The organism is Sinorhizobium terangae (genome assembly GCF_009601505.1).
GTDB lineage: Bacteria > Pseudomonadota > Alphaproteobacteria > Rhizobiales > Rhizobiaceae > Sinorhizobium > Sinorhizobium terangae.
In genome coordinates this window covers 1-24251 of the sequence record NZ_WITC01000106.1, presented here as the reverse complement: position 1 = coordinate 24251, position 24251 = coordinate 1, and the positions used below count along the sequence as shown (strand labels likewise).

22 protein-coding genes and 2 pseudogenes are annotated in these 24251 nt (G+C 59.3%); 15 read left to right on the top strand and 9 right to left on the bottom strand.

Features of this window, described 5'->3' with window-relative positions; translation table 11 throughout:
* Positions 1-51: 51 nt before the first annotated feature.
* Positions 52-1071: a LacI family DNA-binding transcriptional regulator gene (locus GHK62_RS24715; protein WP_153441676.1), complete on the bottom strand. Its 1020-nt coding sequence runs from the start codon at positions 1069-1071 to the stop codon at positions 52-54.
* A 168-nt stretch (positions 1072-1239) separates the two neighbouring features.
* Between GHK62_RS24715 and GHK62_RS24710 the strand changes: the two genes are divergently transcribed.
* The 6 genes from GHK62_RS24710 (at position 1240) to GHK62_RS24685 (ending at position 8804) form a co-directional block, all read left to right on the top strand.
* Positions 1240-2499: an ABC transporter substrate-binding protein gene (locus GHK62_RS24710; protein ID WP_153441675.1), complete on the top strand. Its 1260-nt coding sequence runs from the start codon at positions 1240-1242 to the stop codon at positions 2497-2499.
* A 65-nt stretch (positions 2500-2564) separates the two neighbouring features.
* Positions 2565-3446, top strand: a complete 882-nt coding sequence (locus GHK62_RS24705) for a carbohydrate ABC transporter permease (protein ID WP_153441674.1) — start codon at positions 2565-2567, stop codon at positions 3444-3446.
* A complete protein-coding gene (locus GHK62_RS24700; RefSeq protein ID WP_153441673.1) occupies positions 3439-4275 on the top strand; it encodes a carbohydrate ABC transporter permease in 837 nt (278 codons plus the stop codon). The genes GHK62_RS24705 and GHK62_RS24700 overlap by 8 nt, the downstream gene beginning before the upstream one ends.
* A 13-nt stretch (positions 4276-4288) precedes the next feature.
* On the top strand, positions 4289-5431 hold the full coding sequence (locus GHK62_RS24695; RefSeq protein WP_153441672.1) for an ABC transporter ATP-binding protein: 1143 nt from the start codon (positions 4289-4291) through the stop codon (positions 5429-5431).
* Positions 5432-5641: 210 nt separating this feature from the next.
* Positions 5642-7015, top strand: coding sequence for a NosD domain-containing protein (locus GHK62_RS24690; protein WP_153441693.1), 1374 nt, complete (start codon positions 5642-5644; stop codon positions 7013-7015).
* Positions 7016-7076: 61 nt separating this feature from the next.
* The gene (locus GHK62_RS24685; RefSeq protein WP_153441671.1) at positions 7077-8804 is read left to right on the top strand and encodes a GH32 C-terminal domain-containing protein; all 1728 of its coding nucleotides are present in this window, start codon (positions 7077-7079) and stop codon (positions 8802-8804) included.
* A 347-nt stretch (positions 8805-9151) separates the two neighbouring features.
* Here GHK62_RS24685 and GHK62_RS24680 read toward each other — a convergent pair.
* From GHK62_RS24680 to groES, 7 genes and pseudogenes are all read right to left on the bottom strand, one after another.
* Positions 9152-9421 (bottom strand): annotated as a pseudogene (locus GHK62_RS24680) (DUF982 domain-containing protein); the annotation flags it as partial.
* Between the two features lie 57 nt (positions 9422-9478).
* Positions 9479-10432 (bottom strand): ABC transporter permease, encoded by a 954-nt coding sequence (locus tag GHK62_RS24675; RefSeq protein WP_153441669.1) that lies wholly within the window; start codon positions 10430-10432, stop codon positions 9479-9481.
* On the bottom strand, positions 10422-11360 hold the full coding sequence (locus GHK62_RS24670) for an ABC transporter ATP-binding protein (RefSeq protein ID WP_153441668.1): 939 nt from the start codon (positions 11358-11360) through the stop codon (positions 10422-10424). The genes GHK62_RS24675 and GHK62_RS24670 overlap by 11 nt, the downstream gene beginning before the upstream one ends.
* The gene (locus GHK62_RS24665) at positions 11357-12544 is read right to left on the bottom strand and encodes an NEW3 domain-containing protein (RefSeq protein WP_153441667.1); all 1188 of its coding nucleotides are present in this window, start codon (positions 12542-12544) and stop codon (positions 11357-11359) included. The genes GHK62_RS24670 and GHK62_RS24665 overlap by 4 nt, the downstream gene beginning before the upstream one ends.
* A 42-nt stretch (positions 12545-12586) precedes the next feature.
* A complete protein-coding gene (locus GHK62_RS24660) occupies positions 12587-13933 on the bottom strand; it encodes a DegQ family serine endoprotease (protein ID WP_153441666.1) in 1347 nt (448 codons plus the stop codon).
* Between the two features lie 194 nt (positions 13934-14127).
* Positions 14128-15756: a chaperonin GroEL gene (gene groL / locus GHK62_RS24655; RefSeq protein ID WP_153441665.1), complete on the bottom strand. Its 1629-nt coding sequence runs from the start codon at positions 15754-15756 to the stop codon at positions 14128-14130.
* A gap of 28 nt (positions 15757-15784) precedes the next feature.
* Entirely contained in the window at positions 15785-16099 is a 315-nt protein-coding gene (gene groES / locus GHK62_RS24650) for a co-chaperone GroES (RefSeq protein WP_153441664.1), read from the bottom strand.
* 361 nt (positions 16100-16460) lie between these two features.
* Here groES and GHK62_RS24645 point away from each other — a divergent pair, with 361 nt between their 5' ends.
* From GHK62_RS24645 to GHK62_RS24635, 3 genes are all read left to right on the top strand, one after another.
* Positions 16461-16922 (top strand): Hsp20 family protein, encoded by a 462-nt coding sequence (locus tag GHK62_RS24645; RefSeq protein WP_153441663.1) that lies wholly within the window; start codon positions 16461-16463, stop codon positions 16920-16922.
* Positions 16923-17023: 101 nt separating this feature from the next.
* The gene (locus GHK62_RS24640) at positions 17024-17533 is read left to right on the top strand and encodes an Hsp20/alpha crystallin family protein (RefSeq protein ID WP_184108944.1); all 510 of its coding nucleotides are present in this window, start codon (positions 17024-17026) and stop codon (positions 17531-17533) included.
* A 65-nt stretch (positions 17534-17598) separates the two neighbouring features.
* Positions 17599-17958, top strand: a complete 360-nt coding sequence (locus GHK62_RS24635; RefSeq protein WP_153441662.1) for an NADH dehydrogenase ubiquinone Fe-S protein 4 — start codon at positions 17599-17601, stop codon at positions 17956-17958.
* Between the two features lie 559 nt (positions 17959-18517).
* On the opposite strand, the gene GHK62_RS24630 is transcribed toward GHK62_RS24635, so the two are convergent.
* Positions 18518-19054 carry a peroxiredoxin-like family protein gene (locus GHK62_RS24630; RefSeq protein ID WP_153441661.1) on the bottom strand — a complete coding sequence of 179 codons (537 nt, stop codon included), beginning with the start codon at positions 19052-19054 and terminating at the stop codon, positions 18518-18520.
* On the opposite strand from GHK62_RS24630, the gene GHK62_RS24625 reads away from it, so the two are divergent.
* The 6 genes and pseudogenes from GHK62_RS24625 to GHK62_RS24600 all read left to right on the top strand — a co-directional run bounded on the left by GHK62_RS24625 (position 19054) and on the right by GHK62_RS24600 (position 23912).
* Positions 19054-19932: an AraC family transcriptional regulator gene (locus GHK62_RS24625; protein ID WP_234887039.1), complete on the top strand. Its 879-nt coding sequence runs from the start codon at positions 19054-19056 to the stop codon at positions 19930-19932. The genes GHK62_RS24630 and GHK62_RS24625 overlap by 1 nt on opposite strands.
* A 127-nt stretch (positions 19933-20059) precedes the next feature.
* Positions 20060-20641, top strand: a complete 582-nt coding sequence (locus GHK62_RS24620; protein WP_153441660.1) for a TetR/AcrR family transcriptional regulator — start codon at positions 20060-20062, stop codon at positions 20639-20641.
* A 13-nt stretch (positions 20642-20654) separates the two neighbouring features.
* Positions 20655-20948, top strand: a complete 294-nt coding sequence (locus GHK62_RS24615; RefSeq protein ID WP_153441659.1) for a YciI family protein — start codon at positions 20655-20657, stop codon at positions 20946-20948.
* Entirely contained in the window at positions 20945-21553 is a 609-nt protein-coding gene (locus GHK62_RS24610; protein WP_153441658.1) for a DNA-3-methyladenine glycosylase I, read from the top strand. The genes GHK62_RS24615 and GHK62_RS24610 overlap by 4 nt, the downstream gene beginning before the upstream one ends.
* A gap of 271 nt (positions 21554-21824) precedes the next feature.
* Positions 21825-22712 (top strand): tyrosine-type recombinase/integrase, encoded by an 888-nt coding sequence (locus GHK62_RS24605; protein WP_153437046.1) that lies wholly within the window; start codon positions 21825-21827, stop codon positions 22710-22712.
* Between the two features lie 13 nt (positions 22713-22725).
* A pseudogene (locus tag GHK62_RS24600) lies at positions 22726-23912 on the top strand (IS91 family transposase).
* Positions 23913-24251: the final 339 nt, after the last annotated feature.

Here is a 24251-nt window from a genome sequence, read left to right as displayed (position 1 = left end):
CTAGCTGAGCTAGTTGTCGAATAGAGAGCGGGCGGCATCACTCCGGCGGTTCTACAGAGCACACACAGATGCACGCTCGACAAGTTTGCACGAGATGACACGACGACTCGCGCGCACCATTTCTTCAGAAATGACGCTGTTCAACCACTCGGCACCTTGGAAACCGAGATCATAGTACGGCAATGCCGCGGTGGTCAGTTCGGGCTTGAGCGCCAATGATACGGTTCTGAAATCGTCAAAGCCAACAATGCTGACGTCCTGCGGGATTCTTAGTCCCGACGTCAAAGCTGCAATATAGATCTGAATCGCCATTTCATCATTGCCGCTCATGATCGCAGTTGGGCGATCCTTTTGCTGCAACATTTCGGTCGCTGCCGCAAACACATAATTCTCTTCTGCTCCGACCGGTCCTTCCATTCCAAGACGAATGGAGAGGTCGCTCTCCGCGAGGCCGAATTCCTTCACAGTGCGGCGGAAGGCATCGAGACGCAGTTCAGCGCCAAGCAGAATCGGGTTGAGCCTGATATAGCCGATCCTTCGATGTCCCCGTTCAAGCAAATATCGGGTGAGGTCCCGGGCGCCCTGGAAGTCGTCAGGCTCGATGGATGGCAAGAGCTCGCTCGTGTGAGGCCGGCAGTTGATCATTACCGTCGGTATGCTCACATCGCCGGCCTCGGGATCCACGACGCGGTGGTACATCGTCACGTAGAGCACCCCGTCGATACGGTGGGACTGGAACATTTTCCAGATTTCCGCCTCCCGTTCGGGTAACCCTCCGGTGTTTGCCATCAGGATACTTTTCCCATGCCTATTGGCCCAATCCTGGATTCCGCGCACGATATCGACCGAATAGGGAGTCGTGGAAACATAGTCGGTGATGATCCCGAACGTGTTGGAGCGGCTTGAGCGTATTTGGCGCGCGGCCATGTTGGGAATGTAGCCGAGATCCCGAATGGCCTTTTCCACTCTTTCTCGCGTGTCCTCGGTCACATGCGGTTCGCCGTTGATTACCCGGGACACGGTCTTGTTCGATACCCCTGCCGCTTTAGCGACACTGACGATGCTGACCATATCGTAATCCTTTCCCTCTGAAAGCACTTGTACACCAAGGAAATGACAACGTCGACAATTTTAATGACAACGTCGACAATGCACGTTGACAACGTCGTCATACCAAGATTATGGTTGCCTTCATGGGAGGCTGGAGTGAGAGCCTCGCTTTAAAGACAGGAGGATCTCATGAAGAATTTGCTTTCAGCCAGCGCGCTCGCGCTCATCTTCATGGTGGCGCCGGCGAATGCCGAAACCATCAATATCCTGGTCGAAGGCGGCGGCGAGATGCTCCAGAAGGCCGTGGCCGAGAAGTTCACCGCTGAGACCGGCATTGAGGTGAAGTTCACGGTCGTTCCCTACCAGGGCGTATTTGACAAGTTCTCGGCCGAAATCGCCTCCGGGTCATCGGCGTTCGATGTTGTTACGATCGATGTTGTCTGGAACGCCAAATTCGCGGGCCATGTCGAGGATCTCGCACCGCTCTTCACCGACGCGGTTCGCAAGGATCTGCCACCGGCTCTGCTTGCCGACGCACAGGTTGGAGGCAAAATGATCGGAATGCCCACCTGGGCGAATGCGGAGATCGTTTTTTATCGCAAGGACCTCTTTAGCAAACCGGAGGAGCAGAAGGCGTTCCAGGAAAAGTATGGCTATCCCCTTGCTCCGCCGAAGACCTGGCAACAATGGCGCGACATGGCAAAGTTCTTCACCCGCGACACGGACGGCGACGGCAAAACGGACTTCTGGGGCACCGACACCATCGGCACCTTTTCCGAAGAGTGGATGGCGCATGTGCTTCAGGCGGGCTCGCCCGGTGTGATCCTCGACAGGGATGGCAAAGTTATCATCGATAACGAAGCCCATAAGAAGGCGCTCGAATTCTACATCGCCCCGCACTGCGTCGATCATTCGGTGCCGGAGAATGTGAATGAGATCGGTTGGGGCGAGGCGCAGAACCTGTTCTATCAAGGCAGGACGGCCATGATGAAGTTCTGGGCGCATGCCTACAAGATGACGCCAGCGGATTCAAAGGTCAGCGGCAAGGTCGGCGTCGCGCCGATGCTGGCCAGTGACGCCGGGATCGCGGCTATTCCCGGCCCTTGGTACAACGTTGTCCCCTCGACCTCCCAGCACAAGGACGCGGCGAAGAAATTTGTAGCCTTTGCGATCGCCAACAATGCATTGGGTATCGAAGCGCCGCTTGGCCTTGCGGCGACGAATTCCGCCTATCGCAGCTATTCCGGCAAACCAGGTTATGAGCATTTCACGCCGCTGCTTGAGACGTTGAGCGCGCCTGCGACCCAAGGGCGGCCGATGGACGAGAAATACCAGGAAATCGTCGATGAAGCTGTCCTTCCCGCCGTGCAGCAGGCCCTGACCTGCGAAGCGGATGTCGGCAAGGTCCTGACGGATGCCAAAGAAACGATCGAGGACATCCTAAACTAACCCGCTGTTCTCAACTCCAGCGGAGGAGAAAATCCTCCGCATATCATCAGCTTTCGGAGACAGCCATGTCGGGTGAAGACCGATTTGTGCTCTGCATGCTCGCGCCAGCGCTTGCCGTTCTGGGCCTGCTGGTCGCATACCCGGTAGGGCTCCTGATGTTCGATTCCTTTTTCAAAGTCGACACCATCACCCCCCACATCAGGGATTGGGTCGGGCTCAAGAACTATATCGACGCGCTAACCTCCAAGCGCGTCGCCGAAAGCGCATTCAGAACGATTCAATATTCGGTCTTTGCGCTATTCTTCGAGTTTACCTTCGGCTTCTGCGCCGCTCTCTTGTTTTCGGCACTTCCTGGCCGATCGCGCTGGCATCGCACGGTTTTCACGCTGCCGCTGATGGTGCCGCCGATCGTCGCCGGCCTCCTGTGGCGCTTCCTGCTGGTCGGCAACATTGGCATTCTCAATTATGGGCTCGTCCAACTGGGTATCATCAGAGACCCCGATGCGATCGCCTGGCTCTCCGACGAGGACATCGTCATCTATTCCGTTTCCTTCGCCGATATCTGGTTGACGACCTCCTTTGTCGCGCTCGTGTCCTACGCCGGATTGATGAACATTCCGAAAGACTTGCTCGAAGCTGCCCGGATTGATGGCGCGAATGCGGTCAAGCGATTTTGGCACGTCACCTTGCCGCTGATGCGTCCGGTTATCGCCGTCATTGTCATCGTCCGCGCTGTAGATGCGGCCAAGACCTTCGACCTCATCTGGATACAGACGCAAGGCGGTCCCAACCACGCATCGGAAGTGTTCTCGATGAACATCTATCAGCGCATGGTTCGGTTCGGCGATCTTGGCGAGGCATCGGCATCCGGGACCCTGTTCCTGATCGTCATGATGCTTCTCGCCGCCGCGGCATATTGGAAGATATGGAGGCCGGCTCATGCGTAGGGCACGCCGCTTCAATATCAATGGCATCCTGGTCAACGCGGCGGCCCTCGCGCTCGTTCTGTCCTATGCGCTGCCATATGTCTATCTGCTCATGACCTCGATCAAGCCGGCGGCGGATGTCCAGCAGATTCCGCCGAGCTTCCTGCCTGCAGTGGTCTCGCTCGAAAACTTTCGCGAAGTGCTGCAATCGTCGGCGCTGCCGAAGGCGTTCGCAAGCTCGCTCGCGGTGGCGGTGCTGACAACCGTGTTTTCGCTGGCGGCGGCAGTCCCCGCGGCCTACGTCGCAACGCAGTACCGGCGCAGGATCACCACCCTGTTCCTGCTGTTTGCGCTGGTCACGCGTATGGTGCCGTCGGTGTCTCTGGGTGTGCCACTGTTCCAGCTTCTGAAGTCTCTGGGCCTGCTCGATACGATCCCGGGCCTGGTTCTTGCCCACACCTCGGCTGCCGTCCCGCTGGCGCTGTTGCTCATGTCCGCCTTCTTCGAAGGCGTGCCGAAGGAACTCGAAGAAGCAGCACGCATAGATGGCTGCACACGTTTCCAGGCATTCCGGAAGATTATCCTTCCGGTCATGATTGGTGGGATCGCAGTGACTGCGCTCTTCACCTTCATCACGAGTTGGAACGAATTCCTCTACGCGTTGCTGCTGACATCGGAGGCTACGAAAACGGCACCGATTGTCATCGCCGAATACAACTCAGTCTACGGGCTTGCCTGGGGAGCGATGACCGCAGCCGCGGTGCTCTATTCGCTTCCCGTGATCGTCGTAACGCTCGCACTTCAAAAGCAGATCGTCGGCGGCCTGACATTCGGCGCTGTAAAGGGATGAGGGAGGCAGAAGCATGTCCGCCATAGAACTGCGCAATATCAACAAGGTCTACGGAAACAGTTTTCACGCTCTGCACGATCTGAGCTTCGACATCAGGGATGGCGAGTTCATGGTTTTCGTCGGTCCGTCGGGATGTGGAAAGTCGACGGCGCTCAGGATGATCGCTGGCCTGGAGAGCATTACTAGCGGTGAACTCAGGATCGGTGGCAGGTTAGTTAACGATGTCGATCCCAAGGATCGCGACATCGCCATGGTGTTCCAGTCCTACGCGCTTTATCCCCACAAGACAGTGCGTGAAAATATCGCCTTTCCCCTGCAGATGGCGGGGCTGCCGAAGACCGAAATTGCCAGCCGCGTAGACGAAGCCGCACGCACCCTCGAATTGACGACTTTGCTCGACCGCAGGCCGGCACTCCTTTCAGGAGGCCAGCGTCAGCGTGTCGCCATGGGACGAGCGATCGTCCGCAAACCAGCGGCCTTCCTGATGGATGAACCGTTGTCGAACCTCGATGCCAAGCTGCGCGTGCAGATGCGCGCCGAGATCGCCAGCCTCCAAAGAAAACTGAATGTCACTACGATTTACGTGACACACGACCAGGTCGAGGCGATGACGATGGGTGACCGCGTAGCTGTCATGAAAGGCGGCGTGCTTCAGCAAGTCGACACACCGCAAAACCTGTACAATCGCCCTGACAATGTCTTTGTCGCCGCCTTTATCGGATCGCCCTCGATGAACTTGTACGAGGCCGTTCTGAACGGAAGGACCCTGACCCTGGGCAGCAACACTTTCGAAATCCCTGAGCGGGTCTTCGAATATCGCCCCTCGCTCAACGGTGCGTCTAACCGTCAGGTCATTGTCGGTGTCCGGCCCGAGCACATGAACGACGCCGCCGTTCGGCCTTCTTCGGCCGAGATCTCAGCCCCAGTCACTCTTGTTGAGGCGCTAGGTTCTGAATCCATGGTGCATCTGAATATCGACGCACCTTGGGTCGATGCCGGCGACCCGGACGCCGTCGCCGACATCGGCGACGAAAAAGCTGCTGTAGCCCGTTTTTCTCCGAAGAGCACCGTACGCGCAGGTGACATCGCGCGCGTCGCTGTCGATGCCGAAGAACTTCACTTCTTTGAACCGGACACCCGCACCAGCATCTGGTGATGGTATAGCCAGGAAAAAACAAGAATGACTAGCGCCTCTACTGCCACCAATCACATGCGACTCCTTCGGATCTCCAGCTACGAGCTTACTACAAACCAAAACAGAGAGCTGGTTGAACGCATTCCCCAGTCGGCTTGCAAGCAACAAGCCAATCAAGAACATCAGTCTACTACCGCTCTGGAGTAAGAAATGTCCGAGAAGACATTAACAATGGTTAGCGAGAACTGTTACGACGTAACGAAGTATCCCGTAGGTAATCCCCGTGAGGATATTGGAGCGGTCATCAATAGCATCATTGCAGACATCAAAAGCAGGCAACCTGTTTCCGATCTAAATGATGGCGGAAAACCTGGAGCAGTTATCTATATACCGCCAGGCGATTACCGTCTTGCCACTCAAGTCGTTATAGACGTGAGCTATCTGAAAATTGTGGGCTCTGGACACGGTTTTACGTCTTCGAGCATCCGTTTCAACACAGCCGCAAACGAGCTGGCACGGTGGCACGAGGTGTGGCCGGGCGGTAGTCGTATACTTGTGGACATCTCTCCAGAGGCCGCCGACGGTGAGACTGCTGGAGCCGCGTTTTATGTTAAGCGTACCGGAAATCCTCGTATAAGCTCTGTGGAGTTTGCTGACTTTTGCATTGATGGCCTACATTTCATTGACGATGGTTCGGGGCAAAATGATGCAGAAAATACATATAAGAACGGCAAAACGGGAATCTATGTAGGCAGCGCCAATGACTCATGCCGAATAACGGGGATGGGTCTTATCTATCTGGAGCATGGAGTTATTGTTCATGATGCAGATGCGCTGGCGATAGACAACAATTTCATTGCTGAGTGCGGAAACTGTATCGAATTGAAAGGTATGGGGCAGGCCTCAAGAATAGCAAATAATTTTGTCGGAGCCGGATATAGGGGACATTCCATTTATGCTGAAAAGTATGGGGGCATTCTAGTATCCTCAAACAACGTATTCCCTCGAGGTGCTAGCAGTGTCTATTTTTCCGGCGTGATGCGTTCCTCGGTCACCGGAAATAGATTCCATTCGTTTTATCCCGGAATGTTGGTTTTTGCTGCCAACTGTTGCGAAAATTTGGTTTCCTCAAATCACTTTTTGCGAGATCGCGAGCCATGGGCGCCCATGCAGAAGTACGATAACGGCTTGGATGATCTGTTCGGCCTTATGAAAATTGACGGCAGCAACAATTCGATAATTGCGAACCACATTTCAGAGACAATAGATACTCAATATATCAGGCCTCTCGCCGTAAAGCCGGTGATAATTAATGTGGTTTCCGGTAGCGGCAATTACATAGCCAATAATCACATCGTGGCGACAACCGAAATATCGCAAATCAATGATGCACCAAACAGTGCCTGTTTTTCAACGCAAGTGGGCGCATTGCTTTCAACTAACAACTTGAAGGCGCTCGAAGTAACGACGGTACTTGTGCAGAGGGGGTCGGTACGGAATACAGTCCTGGATTCAGGAAATGACGAACAGGTTGAGATGGACAAAACAATGAACGCCTTTAGGAGTACTCCAGTTCCTGGGAAAAGGGGCAGAGTTTCAATATAGACCGAGCGCAGACTCTCGAAATTCAGTGACTATTCGGAAAAGTCATCAACGAGATCATCGAATGAAGAACAGGGTGCATTTGGATGCTGAGCACGGCGTGCGGTTCGAGATCTGGGCTCGGCAAAAGCCTGGAAAATCAGCTCCGGAAGAAGACGCCGATGCCTTCGTTCTGCGTGCCGGCAATGGGGTCGTTTACCGGATCGCACAGCTGCCGCCCTATTTTCAATTCTATTCCTATACCCATTATGCGGCCGGCCCGCTCACGCTAGAATGGGACGATGGCGCCATTGAAATTCCACTGCTATACAGCTTCAATCCGGATGACGTCGCTGAGAAGGGCGTGACTTTCCTAGAGTTGCGCGATGGCCGCGTCATCGCTCGACCGAGGACATCCTGGCCGGAGTGGTACGAGAGCGACGCAAATCGCCCGCAGCTCAGATTCTCGCCGTTTCAGGCCTGGATGAACGATCCGAACGGGTTGTGTTTCGTCGACGGCCGCTATCACCTGTTTTACCAGTTCCACCCCGTTGAATCTGAATGGGGACCCATGCACTGGGGCCATGCCGTCAGCGACGACCTCTACCGTTGGATCCATCTGCCGGTCTTCCTGCATCCGGAACAGAATCTTTGGTCGCTGGGCGCCACCGGCGGCGCCTTCTCGGGAAGTGCCTTCGTCGGCCCCGAGGGCAAGCTCAGCTTCTACTACACGGAGCGGCTGCCGGCCTATGACCTGTTCAAGGACTACAAGGAGGTGCAGAAGCGAGTGCTGCCATCGACCGATCTCCTGCGTCCGGATGCCAACAAACTGGTGCTTGTCAATGGTCCCGACGGTATCGCCCACGACTTCCGTGACCCCAAGGTCTGGTATGATGCGGCCTGCGGCACATATCGGATGGTGCTCGGCGCGGCGATCGATGGTGATCCAGGCGTCCTGCTCTATGGGTCCGAGGACGGCGAGGACTGGAAATTCTTGTCCGTCCTCTATCGCGCTCCCGAGCATTTTCGCCGGCACGGCGCGCGCTGCGTGGAGTGCCCGGATTTCTTCGAGCTCGATGGTTATCATGTGCTGGTGATGGGCTTTGTAGGATACACTGAGCCGGAAACCGGCCGTCATAACCTGCTTTACGCGCAGGTCGGCACATTCGAGGGCGACCGCTTCATGCCCGCGACCCCGGCTTTGCAGGAACTGGATTTCGGCACCGATTTTTACGCAATGCAGAGCTTCCTGGCAAAGGACCGCCAGATCGCTTTTGCCTGGCTCTTCAATTGGGAATTCCGCAAGCCGGGAGGTTCGCCCTATAGCGGGGAGCTGTCGCTCCCGCGCGTGCTCGGCCTCGACGCCGAACGGAATTTGACAATGATGCCGGAGAAGGGCTGCCAGCGCCTGCGCGCCCGCACTCTTCGACAGACTGCACCTTGCCAATTCGCATGCGAACCGGGGTGCCCCGTCGAGTTGTCTTTGGCAGGCGATCTGGATGGAGTTCAGATCATCGCGCGCGGCAGCGACGGAGAGAGCTTTAGGTTGGCTCACAGCGCCCGCCGACTTGAGCTGGCCGTGGCGGAGGACAATGGTGACATCAAGTACCGCTCAGCGCCGCTGACGCTCGAATGGTTGACGTTGTTCTTCGACCGCGGCGTCGTCGAGGTCTTCGCCAATGGGGGCGCGGTCTGCGGCACGCGCCGTACCTATAAGGTCACAGACCTGACCTCGCTTGAAGTGAAGTCCGCCGACAGGTGCCGGATCGAAACGTATGAGGCATGGAGCTATGATTCGGCTTGGAGTAACTAGCATAGGCGGCGGCTGGTGAACCATGTCCTCCAACCGCACGTGTCGGCGCCGAAAATGGTGCATGCGAATTGCGGTATCGATGGTTCGATCCCTTCAAGGCGAGGAATGAACGATCACTCTGGCAGGCGCGCTCGCCGACGAACCGAACGGCTGCAATGGGCTCAATCGAGCCATGCCTGCGCGTTCTTTCGATGGCCGCTTGGCGAAACCCGCCAAAATCCCTATCGTGTGAAGTTGTCACGGTCGCTTAAGGTACCCCTCCCGATCGCATAAGGTACTATTTCGCCCCCTCTCGCAAACGACCCCTTTGCAGCCACCGGCCTGCGATACAGTGTCGACTGCGTCGGTCTATTCGCGCCCACGATCGTGCCGGTGTCAGGCGCGAGGAGATTTGCCCGTCGCGCGCAGGCAACAAGCGCCGTGCGAGCGGTCTCGGCATCAATCTCGCCCGCAAGTGCCGCTTTGCAGGCATTGAGCGCGATGGCGTGGGTTGGATTCCGCTTTGACGGCGGCCACTCATTCAGCCAGGTGTAGGCCTCGCTGACGCCGTGGATCTCGGCCGGAAATCCGAGTCCCACGAAGATTGATACCGGATGTCGAAAGCGATCATGCTCCATCGTTCTCCTCCATTCATGGGTAATCAACTTTGCGGGTGACGAAGCGCCTGGCAACCGTTATGCCCTGACCTCCTGACGCTGGAAGACGACATAGGTCAGGGTGAACAGCAGGATCATCGCAGCGACCAGTCCCGCGAACTGCGGCCATACGACCAGGAGGCTTTGCAGGGTCGGTAGCGGTGCGCCGGCGATCGCGCCTTGGACCTGATCGAAGAACAAGGGGCCCACCGATCGCGCCGCGGGGTTCAACAGCATCCCGGTGATTTCGCCGTAAAGCGTCTGAGGCGAGAACCTGCTGACGGCCTGCTGTGTTTCGAACTGCGTGACCACAGTCATCGGATCGAGCGGATCAATAGGGGCCAGCACGCTTGCAAGCAGCGGCGCGATCATGTCCCAGAACACCGCGAGCACCAGCCAGACCGACAAGGCGGCCAACGCCGAGGTCGCCGGCGAGCGGATCAAGGTCGAGAATGCGATCGCCAGCGCCAGCCAGACACCGGCATAGGCGAGCGTCGCGGCCAGATAGGCGACACCCCGCACGATGTCGGCGGCCGACGGAGGCAGACCGAGGAACAGGATGCCGAGGCCCGTCATGAGCAGCCAGAGCGTCAGCAGCGCGATCGCAATGACAAGCAAGCCACCGAGGAATTTTCCGAACAGCACCGCATCGCGGTAGATCGGCTGCGCCAGGAGCCGGCTCATCGTTCGCCGGGCGTATTCGCCGTTGACCGCGTCGAAACCCAACGCAATCGCCATCAACGGCAACAGAAAGCCAAGCAGGGCGGCGAAGGATGGAAGCGGTTCGCGAGCCTCCGTCAACAGCTTCAGGAACAGGAAAGGATCCTCGGCAGTGGTTTCGGTGATGCGCCCGATCGCGCCATAGACGGCGCCGATTGCGGTGAGCAGCACGAGCAGCATGATCAGATGCATCCGCGCGCTGGTCATATGATCGGCCGCTTCCTTGAACGCGATCGTTGCCGTGCCTTTGAAGGGTGAGCCTTCACGCGTCATGGACAACCTCCCGGAAAAACCGATTATAGGCTTGGTCGAGCCGAGCGCGGCGCAGGTCCAAATTCTTCAGGGAACCGCCAGCATCCACGACGAGGCGGGCGAGCTCCGGGCGGACATCGCGTTCGGCTTCGACCAGCCAATGACCCCGGCGGCCAGCCACGATCGACTTCACGCCCTCGGCCGACGTGCCTAGTTCGGAAAGGTCGACGCCATCGGCCTCGACATCGATGATGAATGCGCCTCCACCGATCTTATCGGCGAGCTCTTGGATGGTGCCGAGAAAACCGATCCGGCCGTTGCTAAACAACGCGATGCGATCGCAGACCGTTTGCACCACGTTGAGCATGTGCGACGATAGCAGGATCGTCATGCCGTCGCGGCTCAGCGCCCGGATCAGGTCGAGCAATTCCTGGGTGGACTGTGGATCGAGGCCGGAGGTCGGTTCGTCCAGGATGGCGACGGAGCACTTGCGCATCAGAAGTTCGGCAAGGCCGAGTCGCTGACGCATGCCACGGGAGTAGGTGCCGACATGGCGGTCTGCCACCTGCGCCAACCGCACCTTGTCGAGCGCCGCGGCAATGCTTTCCCGGGCAAGATCGGCAGACATGCCGGCAAGGCGAGCGGTATAGGCGAGGTTTTCTCGTCCTGACATGCTGTCGTAGAATCCGACGGCGTCAGGCAGATAGCCGACCTCTCGCTTTACCTCGAGCGGCTGGCGCAGCGGGTCCTTACCGAGAATATGCACGCTCCCCTCGGTCGGCTCGGTCAAACCCAGCAGCATCAGGATCGTGGTCGTCTTGCCGGCGCCGTTCGGTCCGAGCAAGCCGACGACTTCTCCGGCACGAACCGACAAATCGATTCCGGCAACAGCCACGGTGGAGCCGTAGCGCTTCATCAGTCCTTTTGCCTCTATGACCATCGTGCTCATCGCCGTCCATACCTCATCACCGCCAGGCCGAGGACGAGCACCGCGGTTGCGATGACGCCAAGTCCAGCCATGCCCCAGATCGTCGATGTGTTTACAGTGACGCGGAACTGAGCCGACTCCGACACGGGCCCGCCGCTCGCACGCACCGAGACCATGTAGTCGCCCGCTATTGCCTTTTCAGAAGGGGTAATCCTGACGTTCACCTGCCTCGTAGCATCGGGCGCGATCAGATCGACGCGGTCGGGCTCGAATTCGACTTTCCAGCCTGATGGGGGACTAGCCGACAGTTCGATGTCGGTCGCAGGCGCACTGCCATTGTTGGCGAGTGTGAACGGGAAGCTCGCTTCCTTGCCAGCCTCTGCCTGTCCGGAGAGGCGTTCCCGCGGCCCAGTCAATGTAACGTCGGGCTGACCGGTTACTTCAATACTGAGCTCGGTCGTAGCGCTCGCTCCACCGCCCGCCACTTCGACCACGACCGGGTAGCGGCCAGCCGGTGCTGACCTCGGCGGTGTTACTTCCAATGTCACGTTCTCGCTCGCCCCGGCCTCGATCGGCAAGCCGGTAATCTCTTCCGAGCCATAGCCGCGCTTGAAGCGTGACTGAAATCCATCGGGCACATTGGCGGCGAGACTGAAGAGGTTCTCTTCCGCGCCGTCATTGGTGGCTTCTATCTTGAAACTGAATGTGGAGCTGGCCGTACCTCGCAGCGCCGGCAGCTCGGATTTCAGCTCCAAGCCACCCTCCGCCGCCTCCGATAGTTTCACCACAAGGGGAAGATCGGCGGTCTGGTTTGCGTATCGCGCTTTCACGTTAATCGGAACGCGCTCGCCGCTAGCGCCCTCGGGCGGCGTCAGTTCGAGGTTAACTTCCTGTGTCGCATCTGGCGCCACCATGACAGCCGAGACCTCGCGGTTGCCGCCCTTCAGCGACCATTTCCAACCATCGGGAATGCCTGTAACTTCAAGTGACGCCCGCTGCGGCGGCAGATTGGCATTGCGCAGCGTCAGCGGAATTGTTTCGGTTTCTCCCGGGCGGATCGCCAGTTCCGGATGCGGTGTCGTGAGCCAGAAGCCGGTAAGCTTGGCGACTTCCTGTCGCTGGTCTTGAGCAACAGCCGGTGTGCATGCAAATGTCGCTCCAAGGGCCAATGCTGCTGCAGTGATCCATCGAGCAATTGTCCTCATCTCATTCTCCCTTCGACGTTCGATATCCATGCGCGCGGCGACCTAACCGATCACCAGAAACAGTTTTGAGCCGCCGCGAAACAGATCGAGCGCAATCGTGCCGCCGGCGTCCTTTAACGCCGCGGCGAGCTCCGCGACGGTCGCGATCGGCTGGCGATTGACGGCAACGATCACGTCGCCCGCGCGCAAACCCGATCGCTCTGCTGCGCTTCCATCCTCAATGCTGGAGACAACCACGTTACCCGCCGCATCCTGGAACTGCGCGCCCTGCAGGGAAGCGGGTATCGCCTCGGCCCCAGCTTTTGCCTCGGCCGGCTCAATGCGCAATGTCACCTTTTTGCGAGCCCGATCATGGAGATATTCGATCTCGACCTGCGATCCGATCTGAGCCAGGCCGATACGATTGCGGAGATCTGCCGAGCCGGTGATTTTGCGATTGTTGACGGCGGTGATGACATCGCCGGCTTGAAGCCCGGCATGCGCCGCCGGCGAATTCTGCTCAACGCTTCCGACCACGGCGCCGGAGCTCTCCTCTATGTGGAGCGCTTCGGCCAGGTCCGGCGTCAGATCCTGAACGGAGATGCCGATCCGGCCGCGCCGCACTTCGCCATGCTTGATCAGTTGCTCCATCGCTGCCGACGCCATCGCGATCGGAACCGCAAAGCCAATGCCAACATTGCCGCCGGCTGGCGCTATGATCGCGGTGTTGATGCCGACCAGCAGGCCGTCCGCAGTGACCAGCGCGCCTCCCGAGTTGCCGGGATTGATCGAGGCATCCGTCTGGATGAAGTCCTCATAGTCCTCGACATTGATCCCGCCACGGCCAAGGGCGCTGACGATGCCGGAGGTGACGGTCTGACCAAGCCCAAACGGATTGCCGATCGCGACGACCGGGTCGCCGACCCGAAGGGCATTGGAATCGCCAAACGGAAGCGCCCTCAGCTTGTCCGCGTCGATCTTCAGCAACGCTATATCGGTTGCCTCATCGCTGCCGACCAGCTCGGCGGTGAAGCGGCGGCGGTCCTTCAGGGTTACCGCAATTTCCCCGGCGTCCGCGACAACGTGGTGATTGGTGAGGATATAACCTTTATCCGCGTCGACGATGACGCCAGAACCGGCGCTTAGCCGCTGCTGCTGCTGCTCCGGCAGGTTGAAATAGCGGCGGAAGAAGGGATCGTTGTAGAGAGGATTGGTTTCGGCGGGAGCGCGTGACCTCACCGCAATATTGACAACCGCCGGCGTAACCTCCTCCAGGACATCGGCGAGCGACCGTTGTTGAGTGCTTGCCGAAATGGCGGGCTGCGGCTGCGCCGCCGGGAACGGCGCAGGGTCCAGCACGAGGACGAGTGCGGCGAATACGCCAACATATTTCGACGAACGCGTGATCATTTTTGCCCCGATTCTTCAGATCCTCCTTCGGAGCGGATAGGCGGGCCTCGGGTCCAGCCTCATCGGAGCCTCGTCCAGGGCTCCTGCCAACCTGCTCCAACCATATTCGAACGCCCTGCCCATCGAGGGCCGAGGCATCAGTTCACAGCTCCACCAGGGGTCCGCGCCCCTCGGGCGCGGACCCATCGCTTTCGTCAGAAGTCCATGCCTCCAGGCGGCATCGGCGGAACCGGCGCCTCCTTCTTCGGCTTCTCGGCGACCATTGCCTCGGTGGTAATCAGGAGGCCGGCGACCGAGGCAGCGTCCTGCAAGGCGGTGCGAACGACCTTCACCGGATCGATCACGCCCTGATCGTAAAGATCACCGAATTCGTTGGTCTGGGCGTTCCAGCCGTAACCAAATTCGGTTTTTTCGCGAAGCTTGCCGACAATGATCGAGCCTTCAGCACCTGCATTTTCGGCAATCTGGCGTACCGGCGCCTCAATTGCACGTCGGACGATCTCAATGCCGTGTTTCTGATCAGCGTTCTCGGTCTGAACGCCATCCAGCGCCTTGACGGCTCTCAGCAAAGCCACACCACCGCCAGGCAAAACTCCCTCCTCGACCGCCGCCCGTGTGGCATGCATTGCATCATCGACGCGGTCCTTGCGTTCCTTCACCTCAACCTCGGTCGAGCCGCCGACGCGGATGACGGCAACGCCGCCGGCAAGCTTGGCCAGCCGCTCCTGCAGCTTCTCGCGGTCGTAGTCCGAAGTGGTTTCCTCGATCTGCGCCTTGATCTGGGCGACGCGGCTCTGGATCTCCGCCTTCGAGCCTGCGCCGTCCACGATCGTCGTGGTTTCCTTCTCGACGACAATTTTCTTGGCGCGGCCAAGCATTTCGAGCGTCACATTCTCGAGCTTGATGCCAAGATCTTCGGAGATAGCGGTTCCGCCTGTGAGGATCGCTATGTCCTCCAACATGGCCTTGCGGCGATCGCCAAAACCAGGAGCTTTCACTGCAGCCACCTTCAGGCCGCCGCGCAACTTGTTGACGACGAGCGTCGCGAGCGCTTCTCCTTCAACATCCTCGGCGATGATGAGGAGAGGTTTTCCGGATTGAACAGCGGCTTCGAGAACCGGGAGCAGCGCCTGCAAATTGGACAGCTTCTTCTCGTGGATGAGCACATAGGGCTCCTCCAGCTCAACGCGCATCTTTTCGGGATTGGTCACGAAATAAGGCGAGAGGTAACCGCGGTCGAACTGCATGCCTTCCACGACCTCGAGCTCCGTGACCGCGGTCTTGGCTTCCTCGACGGTGATCACCCCTTCATTGCCGACCTTTTCCATCGCTTCTGCGAGGAATCGGCCGATCTCGGTGTCGCCGTTGGCAGAGATCGTGCCTACCTGAGCAATCTCGTCGTTTTTGGTAACTTTCCGCGCGTTTGTCTTCAATTCCTTAACGATGGCGTCAACGGCCTTGTCGATACCGCGCTTTAGGTCCATCGGGTTCATGCCCGAGGCCACGGCCTTCGCACCTTCCTTGACGACTGCCTGGGCGAGCACCGTTGCCGTGGTCGTGCCGTCACCGGCGATATCACTGGTTTTCGACGCCACTTCGCGCACCATCTGGGCGCCCATGTTCTCAAACTTGTCCTCAAGTTCGATCTCCTTGGCAACCGTGACGCCGTCTTTGGTGATCCGCGGAGCGCCGAACGATTTGTCGAGCACCACGTTGCGACCCTTTGGGCCCAACGTCACCTTTACCGCATTGGCGAGAATGTCGACGCCGCGCAGCATCTTCTCGCGGGCTTCGGTGTGAAATCTCACTTCCTTGGCAGCCATTTTTCTACTCCTTCAATCGGCCCGGCTCTCAGGCGACCTTCTTCGCCGAGGTTTCGCTCTCGATCACGCCCATCACGTCGGATTCCTTCATGATCAGAAGTTCCTCACCGTTGAGTTTGATCTCTGTGCCGGACCATTTGCCGAACAGGATTCGGTCGCCCGCCTTGACGTCGAGTTCGACAAGCTTGCCGCTATCATCTCGCGCGCCCGGGCCAACGGCGATGACCTCACCTTCCTGCGGCTTTTCCTTCGCCGTGTCGGGGATGATTATGCCGCCGGCCGTCTTTTCCTCGGCTTCAATGCGGCGGACCAAGATGCGGTCATGCAAAGGACGGAACGTCATGTCGCTCTCCTCGTGGACAAACAGATGTTACAGAAGCTCCTCCGCGCCGCATCCGACTCGAATCCGACGCGGGACGCACGATGTTTTGGCATCGCGCCAATCGATCTGGTTTCTGTTTTTTTAGTTTCAAGAGGGGCGATGAAATTTTTTAGCACTCGACCACATTGAGTGCTAATGCCATGATTTCACAGCGCCATTTCACGTGCGCCGAGGCTTGAATGGGCTCGACACCCTCTTGACGCGACGGTCTGGAGTCCCCAACTCATACCTGCCGATGCCCCAATTGGGGTCGGCATGGTCAGGGAGCGCCACGCTTCTTGGCGCTTCCTCGTATCTATGTTGCTCTACGGAGGATGTAGCTATGAGAACAAGCTTCGATTTTTCCCCCTTCTACAGGTCCAGCATCGGTTTCGATCGCATGTTCGATCTGCTGGAGAACGCCAGCCTCAATGCTGAGAACTGGCCACCCTACAACATCGTCAAACTTGGCGAAGATGCCTACCGCATCGTCATCGCGGTGGCGGGTTTTGCCGAAGACGAACTGACGATCACCCATGAGGCGAACATGCTGGTGGTCACCGGCGCCAAATCCGAAGATGAGGAGGTACAGTACCTTCATCAGGGCCTCGCCGTACGGTCGTTCGCGCGCAGATTTGAACTCGCCGATCATGTCCTCGTCGAGAGCGCCAAGCTCGAAAACGGGCTGCTCGTCATCAATCTCAGGAGGGAGATACCTGAGGAGATGAAGCCGCGTCGGATCACCATCCAAACCGAAACGACGATGCCCGCTTCGAAGCAGATCGAAGGCGACAAGGCAGCCTAGACGGCGCGCACCGCTCGAACCTCGCCTGTGACCGAACAGGCGAGGGGAGGGGACTGCGCCAAAGCAAAAGGAAAGAATGAAACCGAAGAAAGGATGAAGCCGTGAATGTACGTGACCTGATCCCATGGAACCGTGGCAGCAGCCGGGCCCCGAGCGCCTATCGCGGGGTTGACATGGATCCGTTCCTGTCGTTGCACCGCAATGTTAACCGTCTGTTCCACGACGTCTTCCGCGGCTTCGATCAGCCATCAGCGTTCGGTGGCATGACGGCCTTCAACGGATCGTGGCCGACCGTGGAGGTCGAGGAGAACGACAACGAGATCCGCGTGATAGCGGAGGTTCCGGGCATCGATCCAGACGATGTCGAGGTGCTGCTGGACGATGGTGTGCTTACGCTTCGCGGCGAGAAGAAATCGGAAACCGAGGATAAGGATCGCCGGTTCACAGAGCGTTACTACGGGCGCTTCGAACGGCGGCTGGCTCTTGGTGGCCAGGTCGATGAGAACAAGGTCGCCGCAACGTTCAAAAACGGTCTGCTCTCAGTGACGCTGCCAAAGACCGAAAAGGCGCGAGCCAGCGTCAAGCAGATCAGCATCGATAGAGCCAAATAGCACCGCCGCCCGCCGGCCGGGCACCGACATGCCCGGCCGGCCATTCTGGTACGACCACCGACATCATGACGGAACGCCGTTTTCGACAGGGAAAATCTGGTAGCGCTGCCCAGAAGTTCGCTGAGCAGGTCAGCGACAGCCAACATCCCGCGGCTGACAAGGACCAGCCACGGCCGAGCATCGATGCGGTAGCACGCATCTTTCGTCCATCGCGTTCCGTGATGACGTCGGCGCGCGTTTCTAGACGACCTTGGCTGCTGGTGTTCGAACGGAGAGTCCCGCCCACAATCGATTATCTTATGGGCTATACCGGCGGGAGTGACACGCTCACTCAGGTCGAACTGCGCTTCCCGTCTTGTGATGCCGCGATCGCCTATGCGGAACGGCAGAAACTGAACTACATCGTCGTGGGCAGGAGCCGCTAGTGTTTAGGGGAGCAGTGAATGGCTTTGGCCGGAGCGCTGTACCGTTCAGTTCATGGGACGAACGTCGGGTCCCATCAATCCGGAACCGTCCGCCGCTGCAGCGGCGGACGGTTGTCTTGGATCATACATGGGCGTGGGGGTTCTGCCGATCGGCGAACTGGCAAAAGAAATGACTGCGGACGAGACCCGAGACCGCTTTCCTGTGAATGTCCGCAAAAGGGACCAGCACCGGAAATCCCGAGCGATATCGACGAGTGGTCGCAACGGGTCGGTCTTACGCGTTCACCACAGTGCAGAAGTGTGATCAGCGTCGAAAGTTCGAAAGGGGCTGACTTCGGCTCAGCGTTCGATCCCGAATATCATGACACTCTGGAATAGCTGCTAACGCGTTGCCGCGACCAAGACGGACGCGTTTCGGGCCAGGACCCGTTCACTCACAAGGAGCATGACTATTATCCCTCCCACGCAGTAGGCTCCCATTCCGGCGATCTGCCAAGGGTAGGGAACGCCGGCACCGATCACTCCTTGGCGGATGACCGCAGCGGGTCAAACCTTCACGTTACACGTCGCCGGCATATTCGCCACGTGCCGGGTAGTCGTTTTTGATTACGAAATCCAAAGCTTGCACCATTTCGGTGAAATTCGGTCGCGCGAAAGGCATGGATTGAACGGAGAGCCAATAGAGGGTTTGATCTGGCTTGATCAAGAACACGCCCGGCTCAGAGAACAATGCGGGCTCTTCGATGCCGATCGACGTTTTTCCGCGCGAGGCCGAAATATAGAGGCCCCACAACCGTGCCACGCTCAAAGGCAGCCCGTAACCCACGCGCAGGTGCGCGGCACCAATTTTTTCTGCCATTTGCCGAGCGCGTTCTTCACCGTCGGAGCTTATCGCAATGGTGCTGACGCCCCTCTCTGCGAAGGAGAGCGTCATTCGTTCAAGGTCCTTCAGATAGCTGGCGCATGCAGGGCAGTGGAGGCCACGGTAGAAACAGACTAGCGACATGAGTGAGGACGTTTCGCTAGCGAGATCGAACTCCCCGTGATCGAGTGTTTTGACGGTCAGAGCTGGGGCCAGCATTCTTGGGACTAACATTGATCAACTCCATTGTGTGTGCCGCCAACGCCGTCGCGTTGACGTCGGAGTCTCACAATCACATACTCGAGGCGATCAAAGGTCCAAAAAACATGATTGAAAATCTGATCTTCCATTCAAAGGTAGATCGCCTCTCAGCCTTCTTCGACACGTTCGAGCTGTCGGCTTCATTGGAGCCGGCGCGTGCCGGTGACGTTCAAGCGAGGTTGTTTGTCGTCGGTACGCCGGAAGGCCTCGCAGAAAGTGTCATGCTTTGCCTGCGTGGTGACGCGCCTCCCGAACCGTCAGTTCTGGTGACTGCAGCGGTCGATTTCGAGAGTCCGCATAATCCGCTCATGAATGCTTTGCCGGATCAGATGCGGGTGGAAATCAACGACATCCCCACCCTTCGCGACACGACAGCCGCTTTCGTGGCTGAGGCACTGGGATCTCGCTGCGGACGGAGCGCGGCACTCAATCGGCTCTGCGAAGTGATGGTTCTGCTCATCCTGCGCTCAGCAATTGATCGCGGGACCGCCCAGCCGGGGTTGTTGGCAGGTCTATCCCATCCTGCTTTGCACCGGACGTTAGTTGCGATGCATGATGCGCCCGATCGGGTCTGGAACAGCGAAGACCTTGCCGCTGTCGCGGGGATGTCGCGAAGCCATTTCATGGCTCGTTTTCGCGACGTCGTCGGCACGACGCCACAGGCTTATCTGACGGAATGGCGGCTGACGATTGCTCGGCGGAAGCTGTCCAAAGGCGCCAGAGTCAAGGCAGTGGCGCGACAGGTCGGTTTTGCCAGCGCTGCTGCCTTCTCCCGTGCCTACTTTCGAAAATTCGGAGAGTGGCCGTCTCTCCAAGGGCAGGGGGACTCACTCAACGCGGCCGGATTGTGAGCGGCAGTAAATTTGGCATGCCGACAGCGCTTTGCGGACGAAGCCGCCCGCGCTTTTGCGTTCTCGGCTTGACAGAACTAGGACGGTCGTCCTAATGCCCACTTGGCAAACAGGGCGTCGAAGGTAAATGCCAGCACAGTCAACCCGTGAACTGATTGTCGAAAAGGCGGATGCCCTCTTCTACGAGAGCGGATTCGAGGCCACGTCCTTTGCTGACATCGCCGCAGCCGTGGGCATCTCGCGCGGCAATTTCTATCATCACTTCAAGACCAAGGACGACATCCTGGACGCCGTGATTGCCCGCCGAATGGAGCGGACACGCGCGATGCTCGGCGGCTGGCAGGCCGAGGGCGAAGGTCCGCGCGAGCGCATCCTGTCCTTCATTCATATGCTGATCGCCAACCAAAGCCAGATCATGGATTTCGGCTGCCCAGTCGGAACGCTTTGTTCAGAACTCGCCAAACTCGGCCACGCCGCGCAGGGCCGCGCGACCGAAATCTTCGGCCTGTTCCGCGACTGGCTCGCCGACCAGATTCGTGAGCTTGGTGCCGTTGATCGGGCGGAAACGCTGGCGATGCATCTTCTAGCCTGGTCGCAGGGGGTGGCGGTGATGGCGACCGCCTTCAAGGACGAGGCATTCATCCGCAACGAGGTAGCCGGGATCGGACAGTGGCTAGCGTCCCTGCCGGACCTCTCGCAACCGACGTGATAAAGGAGCACCGATGTTCGTCACTTTTCTCAGATTCGCAGAGAACCGCAACGCCGCGCCCGAATTCATGGCGGCGCATAACGAATGGATTGGGCAAGGATTCGCCGATGGCGTGTTCCTCTGCGTCGGCTCGCTCCAGGCCGCTGCTGGCGGCGCCATACTCGCTCATGCGGAAAGTCGCGACGCGTACGATGCGCGCATCGCTGCCGACCCCTTCGTCGTGCAAGGGGTCGTGACCGCCGAGACATACGAAATTGATCCGAAGCGCACCGTTCCCGCCCTCGATTTCGTGAAGACGGCAGCATGAGCGCGACAACCGTTCCCGGCCCGGACGGTCGCCCTCGTTGTCGCTGGTGCGCCGCCGCGCCAGAGTTCCTCGACTATCACGACCGCGAATGGGGCTTTCCGGTCATGGATGACATAAGGCTGTTCGAGAAGCTCTGCCTCGAAGGCTTCCAGTCGGGCTTGAGCTGGCGCACCATTCTTGCCAAGCGCGAGAATTTTCGCGCCGCTTTCGCCGGCTTCGATTTCCGCAAGGTGGCGCGGTTCGATGAGACCGATGTGACCCGGTTGCTGGCAGATGCAGGGATCGTCCGTCATCGCGGCAAGATCGAGGCCGTCATCAACAATGCGGGCCGCGCCTGCGAACTGGTCGAGACGGAAGGCTCGCTGGCGGCATTCGTATGGCGGTTCGAGCTGAACGATGATGGTGCGCGGCCGCAAAGCCGCTCGACCTCGCCCGCCTCCGAAGCACTGTCGAAGGAACTGCGTAATCGCGGATGGAAATTCGTTGGACCCACCACGGTATATGCCTTTATGCAGGCGATGGGGTTGGTGAATGACCACGCAGAGGGTTGCATCATGCGGGCCGAAGTCGAAGAGGCGCGATCGGCTTTGCGTCGATTTTCATGATGGTCGGCGCGGCAGCTTTGGGGCTCAAACGAGCCGTTCGTGCGCCGGACGTCAAAGACAGCAACGGGTCGAGAATTCGCCTTCATCAGCGTCGCGGGTGGGTCGATCTTTCCGGTTCACATCCGTCGCGAGAGGGCGGAAGGACTAAGCCGCTCGCGCGGCAATGGCGCTTGTGGCTGGCGGTGCGTTTCCTGATCGACGTCGGTTCTTTGTGTCTCGGGTTCCTGGCCTGACGATTGAGACTTCTCAATCTGATGGACAGGAGGGTCCGATGACAGAGGAGAAGACCACCGCGCTGCGTGAGCGGATGATCGAGGACATGCGCATCCGCGGGATGGGCGACAAGGCGCAGCAAGGCCACATCCGGGCGATCAAGGATTTCGCGGCCTTTCTGGGGCGCTCACCCGACACGGCGACGCCGGAGGAGTTGCGGGCCTACCAGCTACACATGACCAATGCCGGGGTGACGCCCTCGACATTCAATGTCCGGATCATCGCGCTCAGGTTCTTTTTCGGGATCACCTGCGGGCGCGAGGAGATGAAGCGGTACATGCAGTTCCAACGCAAACCGCAGAAGCTGCCGGTCGTCTTGAGCGTCGAGGAGGTCGCCGACCTGCTGGCCGCGGCTCCCGGGCCCGGGCTGAAGTATCGGGCGGCGCTCAGCATCAGCTATGGCGCCGGGCTGCGGGCGTCGGAGGTGTGCCACCTCAAGGTCACTGACATCGACAGCGAGCGCATGCTGATCCACGTCGAAGAAGGCAAGGGCGGCAAGGATCGCAAGGCCATGCTATCGCCGGGCTTGCTGGATCTGCTGCGCGATTACTGGCGGGAGGCGCGTCCGCGGGGATGGTTGTTTCCCGGCAAGCCGAAGATCAATCCGATCTCGCCGCGCCAGCTCAACCGGGCCTTCACCGCGGCCAAGCACATGGCGGGCATCGCCAAGCCCGCAACGCTGCATACCCTGCGCCACAGCTTCGCCACGCATCTGCTGGAGGCGAACACCGACGTGCGGGTGATCCAGGTTCTGCTCGGCCATGCCAAGCTGAGCAGCACCGCCCGCTACACCCACGTCGCCACCAAGTTGATCCGCGACACCATCAGCCCGTTCGAGCGCCTGAAGCAGTTGGAGGATCTCACCCTGAGGCGTCGGCTGGAATGAAGCGCGCGCCGGGGTGCCCCGGCAAAAGCTGGAGATCGCTGACATCTTCCGAGCCTATGGGCCTGCGTGGCGGCGAGCCAATGCCGGGCATGTCAGCCTGACCCAGCTCAAGGTCATGGCGGCGATCGAAGCCTGCCGAACCGAGGCGCTCGGCGGGCATGTGGCGGCTTGCACCAAGTGCGGGCATAACCACATCGCCTATAATTCCTGCAAGAACCGGCACTGTCCGAAGTGCCAGGGCCCCGCGGCGCGCGACTGGATGGCCGCCCGCGCCGAAGACCTGCTGTCGGTCGAGTATTTCCACGTGGTCTTCACCCTGCCGGCCGAGATCGCGCAGATCGCTTACTGGAACAAGAAAGCTGTCTACGACCTGCTGTTTCGGGTATCGGCCGAGACGCTGAGCACTATCGCCGCCGATCCCCGGCAGCTTGGCGCGCACATCGGCATGACCAGCGTGCTACACACCTGGGGATCGGCGCTGATCCATCACCCGCATGTGCACATCATCGTGCCCGGCGGCGGGCTGTCGCCGGATGGCACGCGGTGGATCTCATGCCGCCCCGGGTTCTTCCTGCCGGTGCGGGTTCTGTCGCGACTGTTCCGGCGGTTGTTTATCGCAGGGCTGCGGGCACTGCATTGCGCCGGCGATCTGAGGTTCTACGCTGATCTGACAGCTCTCGCAGAGGCTGACGCGTTCGCCGCCTGGCTGTGCGCAAATCAGAATGGGTCGTCTATGCCAAGCCGCCGTTCGGCGGTCCCGAAGCGGTGCTCGCCTATCTCAGCCGCTATACCCACCGGGTGGCGATCTCCAACAGCCGTCTGATCAGCGCCGATGCCGAGACCGTCACCTTCCGCTGGAAGGACTACCGGATCAAGACCGGCGACCGTCAGAAGGTGATGCGGCTGGCCACCGACGAGTTCATCCGCCGCTTCCTGCTCCATGTGCTGCCCGACGGTTTCCACCGCATCCGCCATTACGGCCTGCTCGCCAGTGCGGGCCGCAAGACCAAGGTCGCAAAGATCCGCGCTCTGCTCGGAGCGGAAACGGCCAAACACAATGATCCGCCAAGCGCTGAGACGATCCCGCTCACTCTGAGACAGCCATGCCCCGAGTGCGGTGGCCCGATGCGCATCATCGAGATCTTCCGACGCGGTCAGAAACCCAGAGCCCGGGCGCCACCGAGAAAGCAGGCCGCATGACAAGGTGCCCGTCACATTGGCCAAAGCCGACCCGAAAACACTCTGCATTCCGGGATCGGATCGCTTTGCGCCCAATAACACTGAGCATCGCAAAAGCGTCGAAATCGGCACCAACGAGACCGCCAGATCTGCTTCCGATCATCGCCTCCCACACCCTCGGGTCGGCGCCTTTGCGTCTGTCGGCAGCGCCGAAGTCCACAACAGACGCCCGCGGCCCCGCGCTTTCCCCATAGGTCCCACCCAGCCTCCGCGGCTTCCTCCTTCCAAGGTTTGTCAACGCGGGCCGCCCAACGCCAGCGGCAAACGTCGCGCTGCGGCCCGCATCGAAAAACCTTCAGG

What these genes read in the sequence shown, in the direction of transcription:
- GHK62_RS24715 (WP_153441676.1), bottom strand. Translation starts at nt 1,071, where the DNA reads ATGGTCAGCATCGTCAGTGTCGCTAAAGCGGCAGGGGTATCGAACAAG.
- GHK62_RS24710 (WP_153441675.1), top strand. Translation starts at nt 1,240, where the DNA reads ATGAAGAATTTGCTTTCAGCCAGCGCGCTCGCGCTCATCTTCATGGTG.
- GHK62_RS24705 (WP_153441674.1), top strand. Translation starts at nt 2,565, where the DNA reads ATGTCGGGTGAAGACCGATTTGTGCTCTGCATGCTCGCGCCAGCGCTT.
- GHK62_RS24700 (WP_153441673.1), top strand. Translation starts at nt 3,439, where the DNA reads ATGCGTAGGGCACGCCGCTTCAATATCAATGGCATCCTGGTCAACGCG.
- GHK62_RS24695 (WP_153441672.1), top strand. Translation starts at nt 4,289, where the DNA reads ATGTCCGCCATAGAACTGCGCAATATCAACAAGGTCTACGGAAACAGT.
- GHK62_RS24690 (WP_153441693.1), top strand. Translation starts at nt 5,642, where the DNA reads ATGGTTAGCGAGAACTGTTACGACGTAACGAAGTATCCCGTAGGTAAT.
- GHK62_RS24685 (WP_153441671.1), top strand. Translation starts at nt 7,077, where the DNA reads ATGAAGAACAGGGTGCATTTGGATGCTGAGCACGGCGTGCGGTTCGAG.
- GHK62_RS24675 (WP_153441669.1), bottom strand. Translation starts at nt 10,432, where the DNA reads ATGACGCGTGAAGGCTCACCCTTCAAAGGCACGGCAACGATCGCGTTC.
- GHK62_RS24670 (WP_153441668.1), bottom strand. Translation starts at nt 11,360, where the DNA reads ATGAGCACGATGGTCATAGAGGCAAAAGGACTGATGAAGCGCTACGGC.
- GHK62_RS24665 (WP_153441667.1), bottom strand. Translation starts at nt 12,544, where the DNA reads ATGAGGACAATTGCTCGATGGATCACTGCAGCAGCATTGGCCCTTGGA.
- GHK62_RS24660 (WP_153441666.1), bottom strand. Translation starts at nt 13,933, where the DNA reads ATGATCACGCGTTCGTCGAAATATGTTGGCGTATTCGCCGCACTCGTC.
- groL (WP_153441665.1), bottom strand. Translation starts at nt 15,756, where the DNA reads ATGGCTGCCAAGGAAGTGAGATTTCACACCGAAGCCCGCGAGAAGATG.
- groES (WP_153441664.1), bottom strand. Translation starts at nt 16,099, where the DNA reads ATGACGTTCCGTCCTTTGCATGACCGCATCTTGGTCCGCCGCATTGAA.
- GHK62_RS24645 (WP_153441663.1), top strand. Translation starts at nt 16,461, where the DNA reads ATGAGAACAAGCTTCGATTTTTCCCCCTTCTACAGGTCCAGCATCGGT.
- GHK62_RS24635 (WP_153441662.1), top strand. Translation starts at nt 17,599, where the DNA reads ATGACGGAACGCCGTTTTCGACAGGGAAAATCTGGTAGCGCTGCCCAG.
- GHK62_RS24630 (WP_153441661.1), bottom strand. Translation starts at nt 19,054, where the DNA reads ATGTTAGTCCCAAGAATGCTGGCCCCAGCTCTGACCGTCAAAACACTC.
- GHK62_RS24620 (WP_153441660.1), top strand. Translation starts at nt 20,060, where the DNA reads ATGCCAGCACAGTCAACCCGTGAACTGATTGTCGAAAAGGCGGATGCC.
- GHK62_RS24615 (WP_153441659.1), top strand. Translation starts at nt 20,655, where the DNA reads ATGTTCGTCACTTTTCTCAGATTCGCAGAGAACCGCAACGCCGCGCCC.
- GHK62_RS24610 (WP_153441658.1), top strand. Translation starts at nt 20,945, where the DNA reads ATGAGCGCGACAACCGTTCCCGGCCCGGACGGTCGCCCTCGTTGTCGC.
- GHK62_RS24605 (WP_153437046.1), top strand. Translation starts at nt 21,825, where the DNA reads ATGACAGAGGAGAAGACCACCGCGCTGCGTGAGCGGATGATCGAGGAC.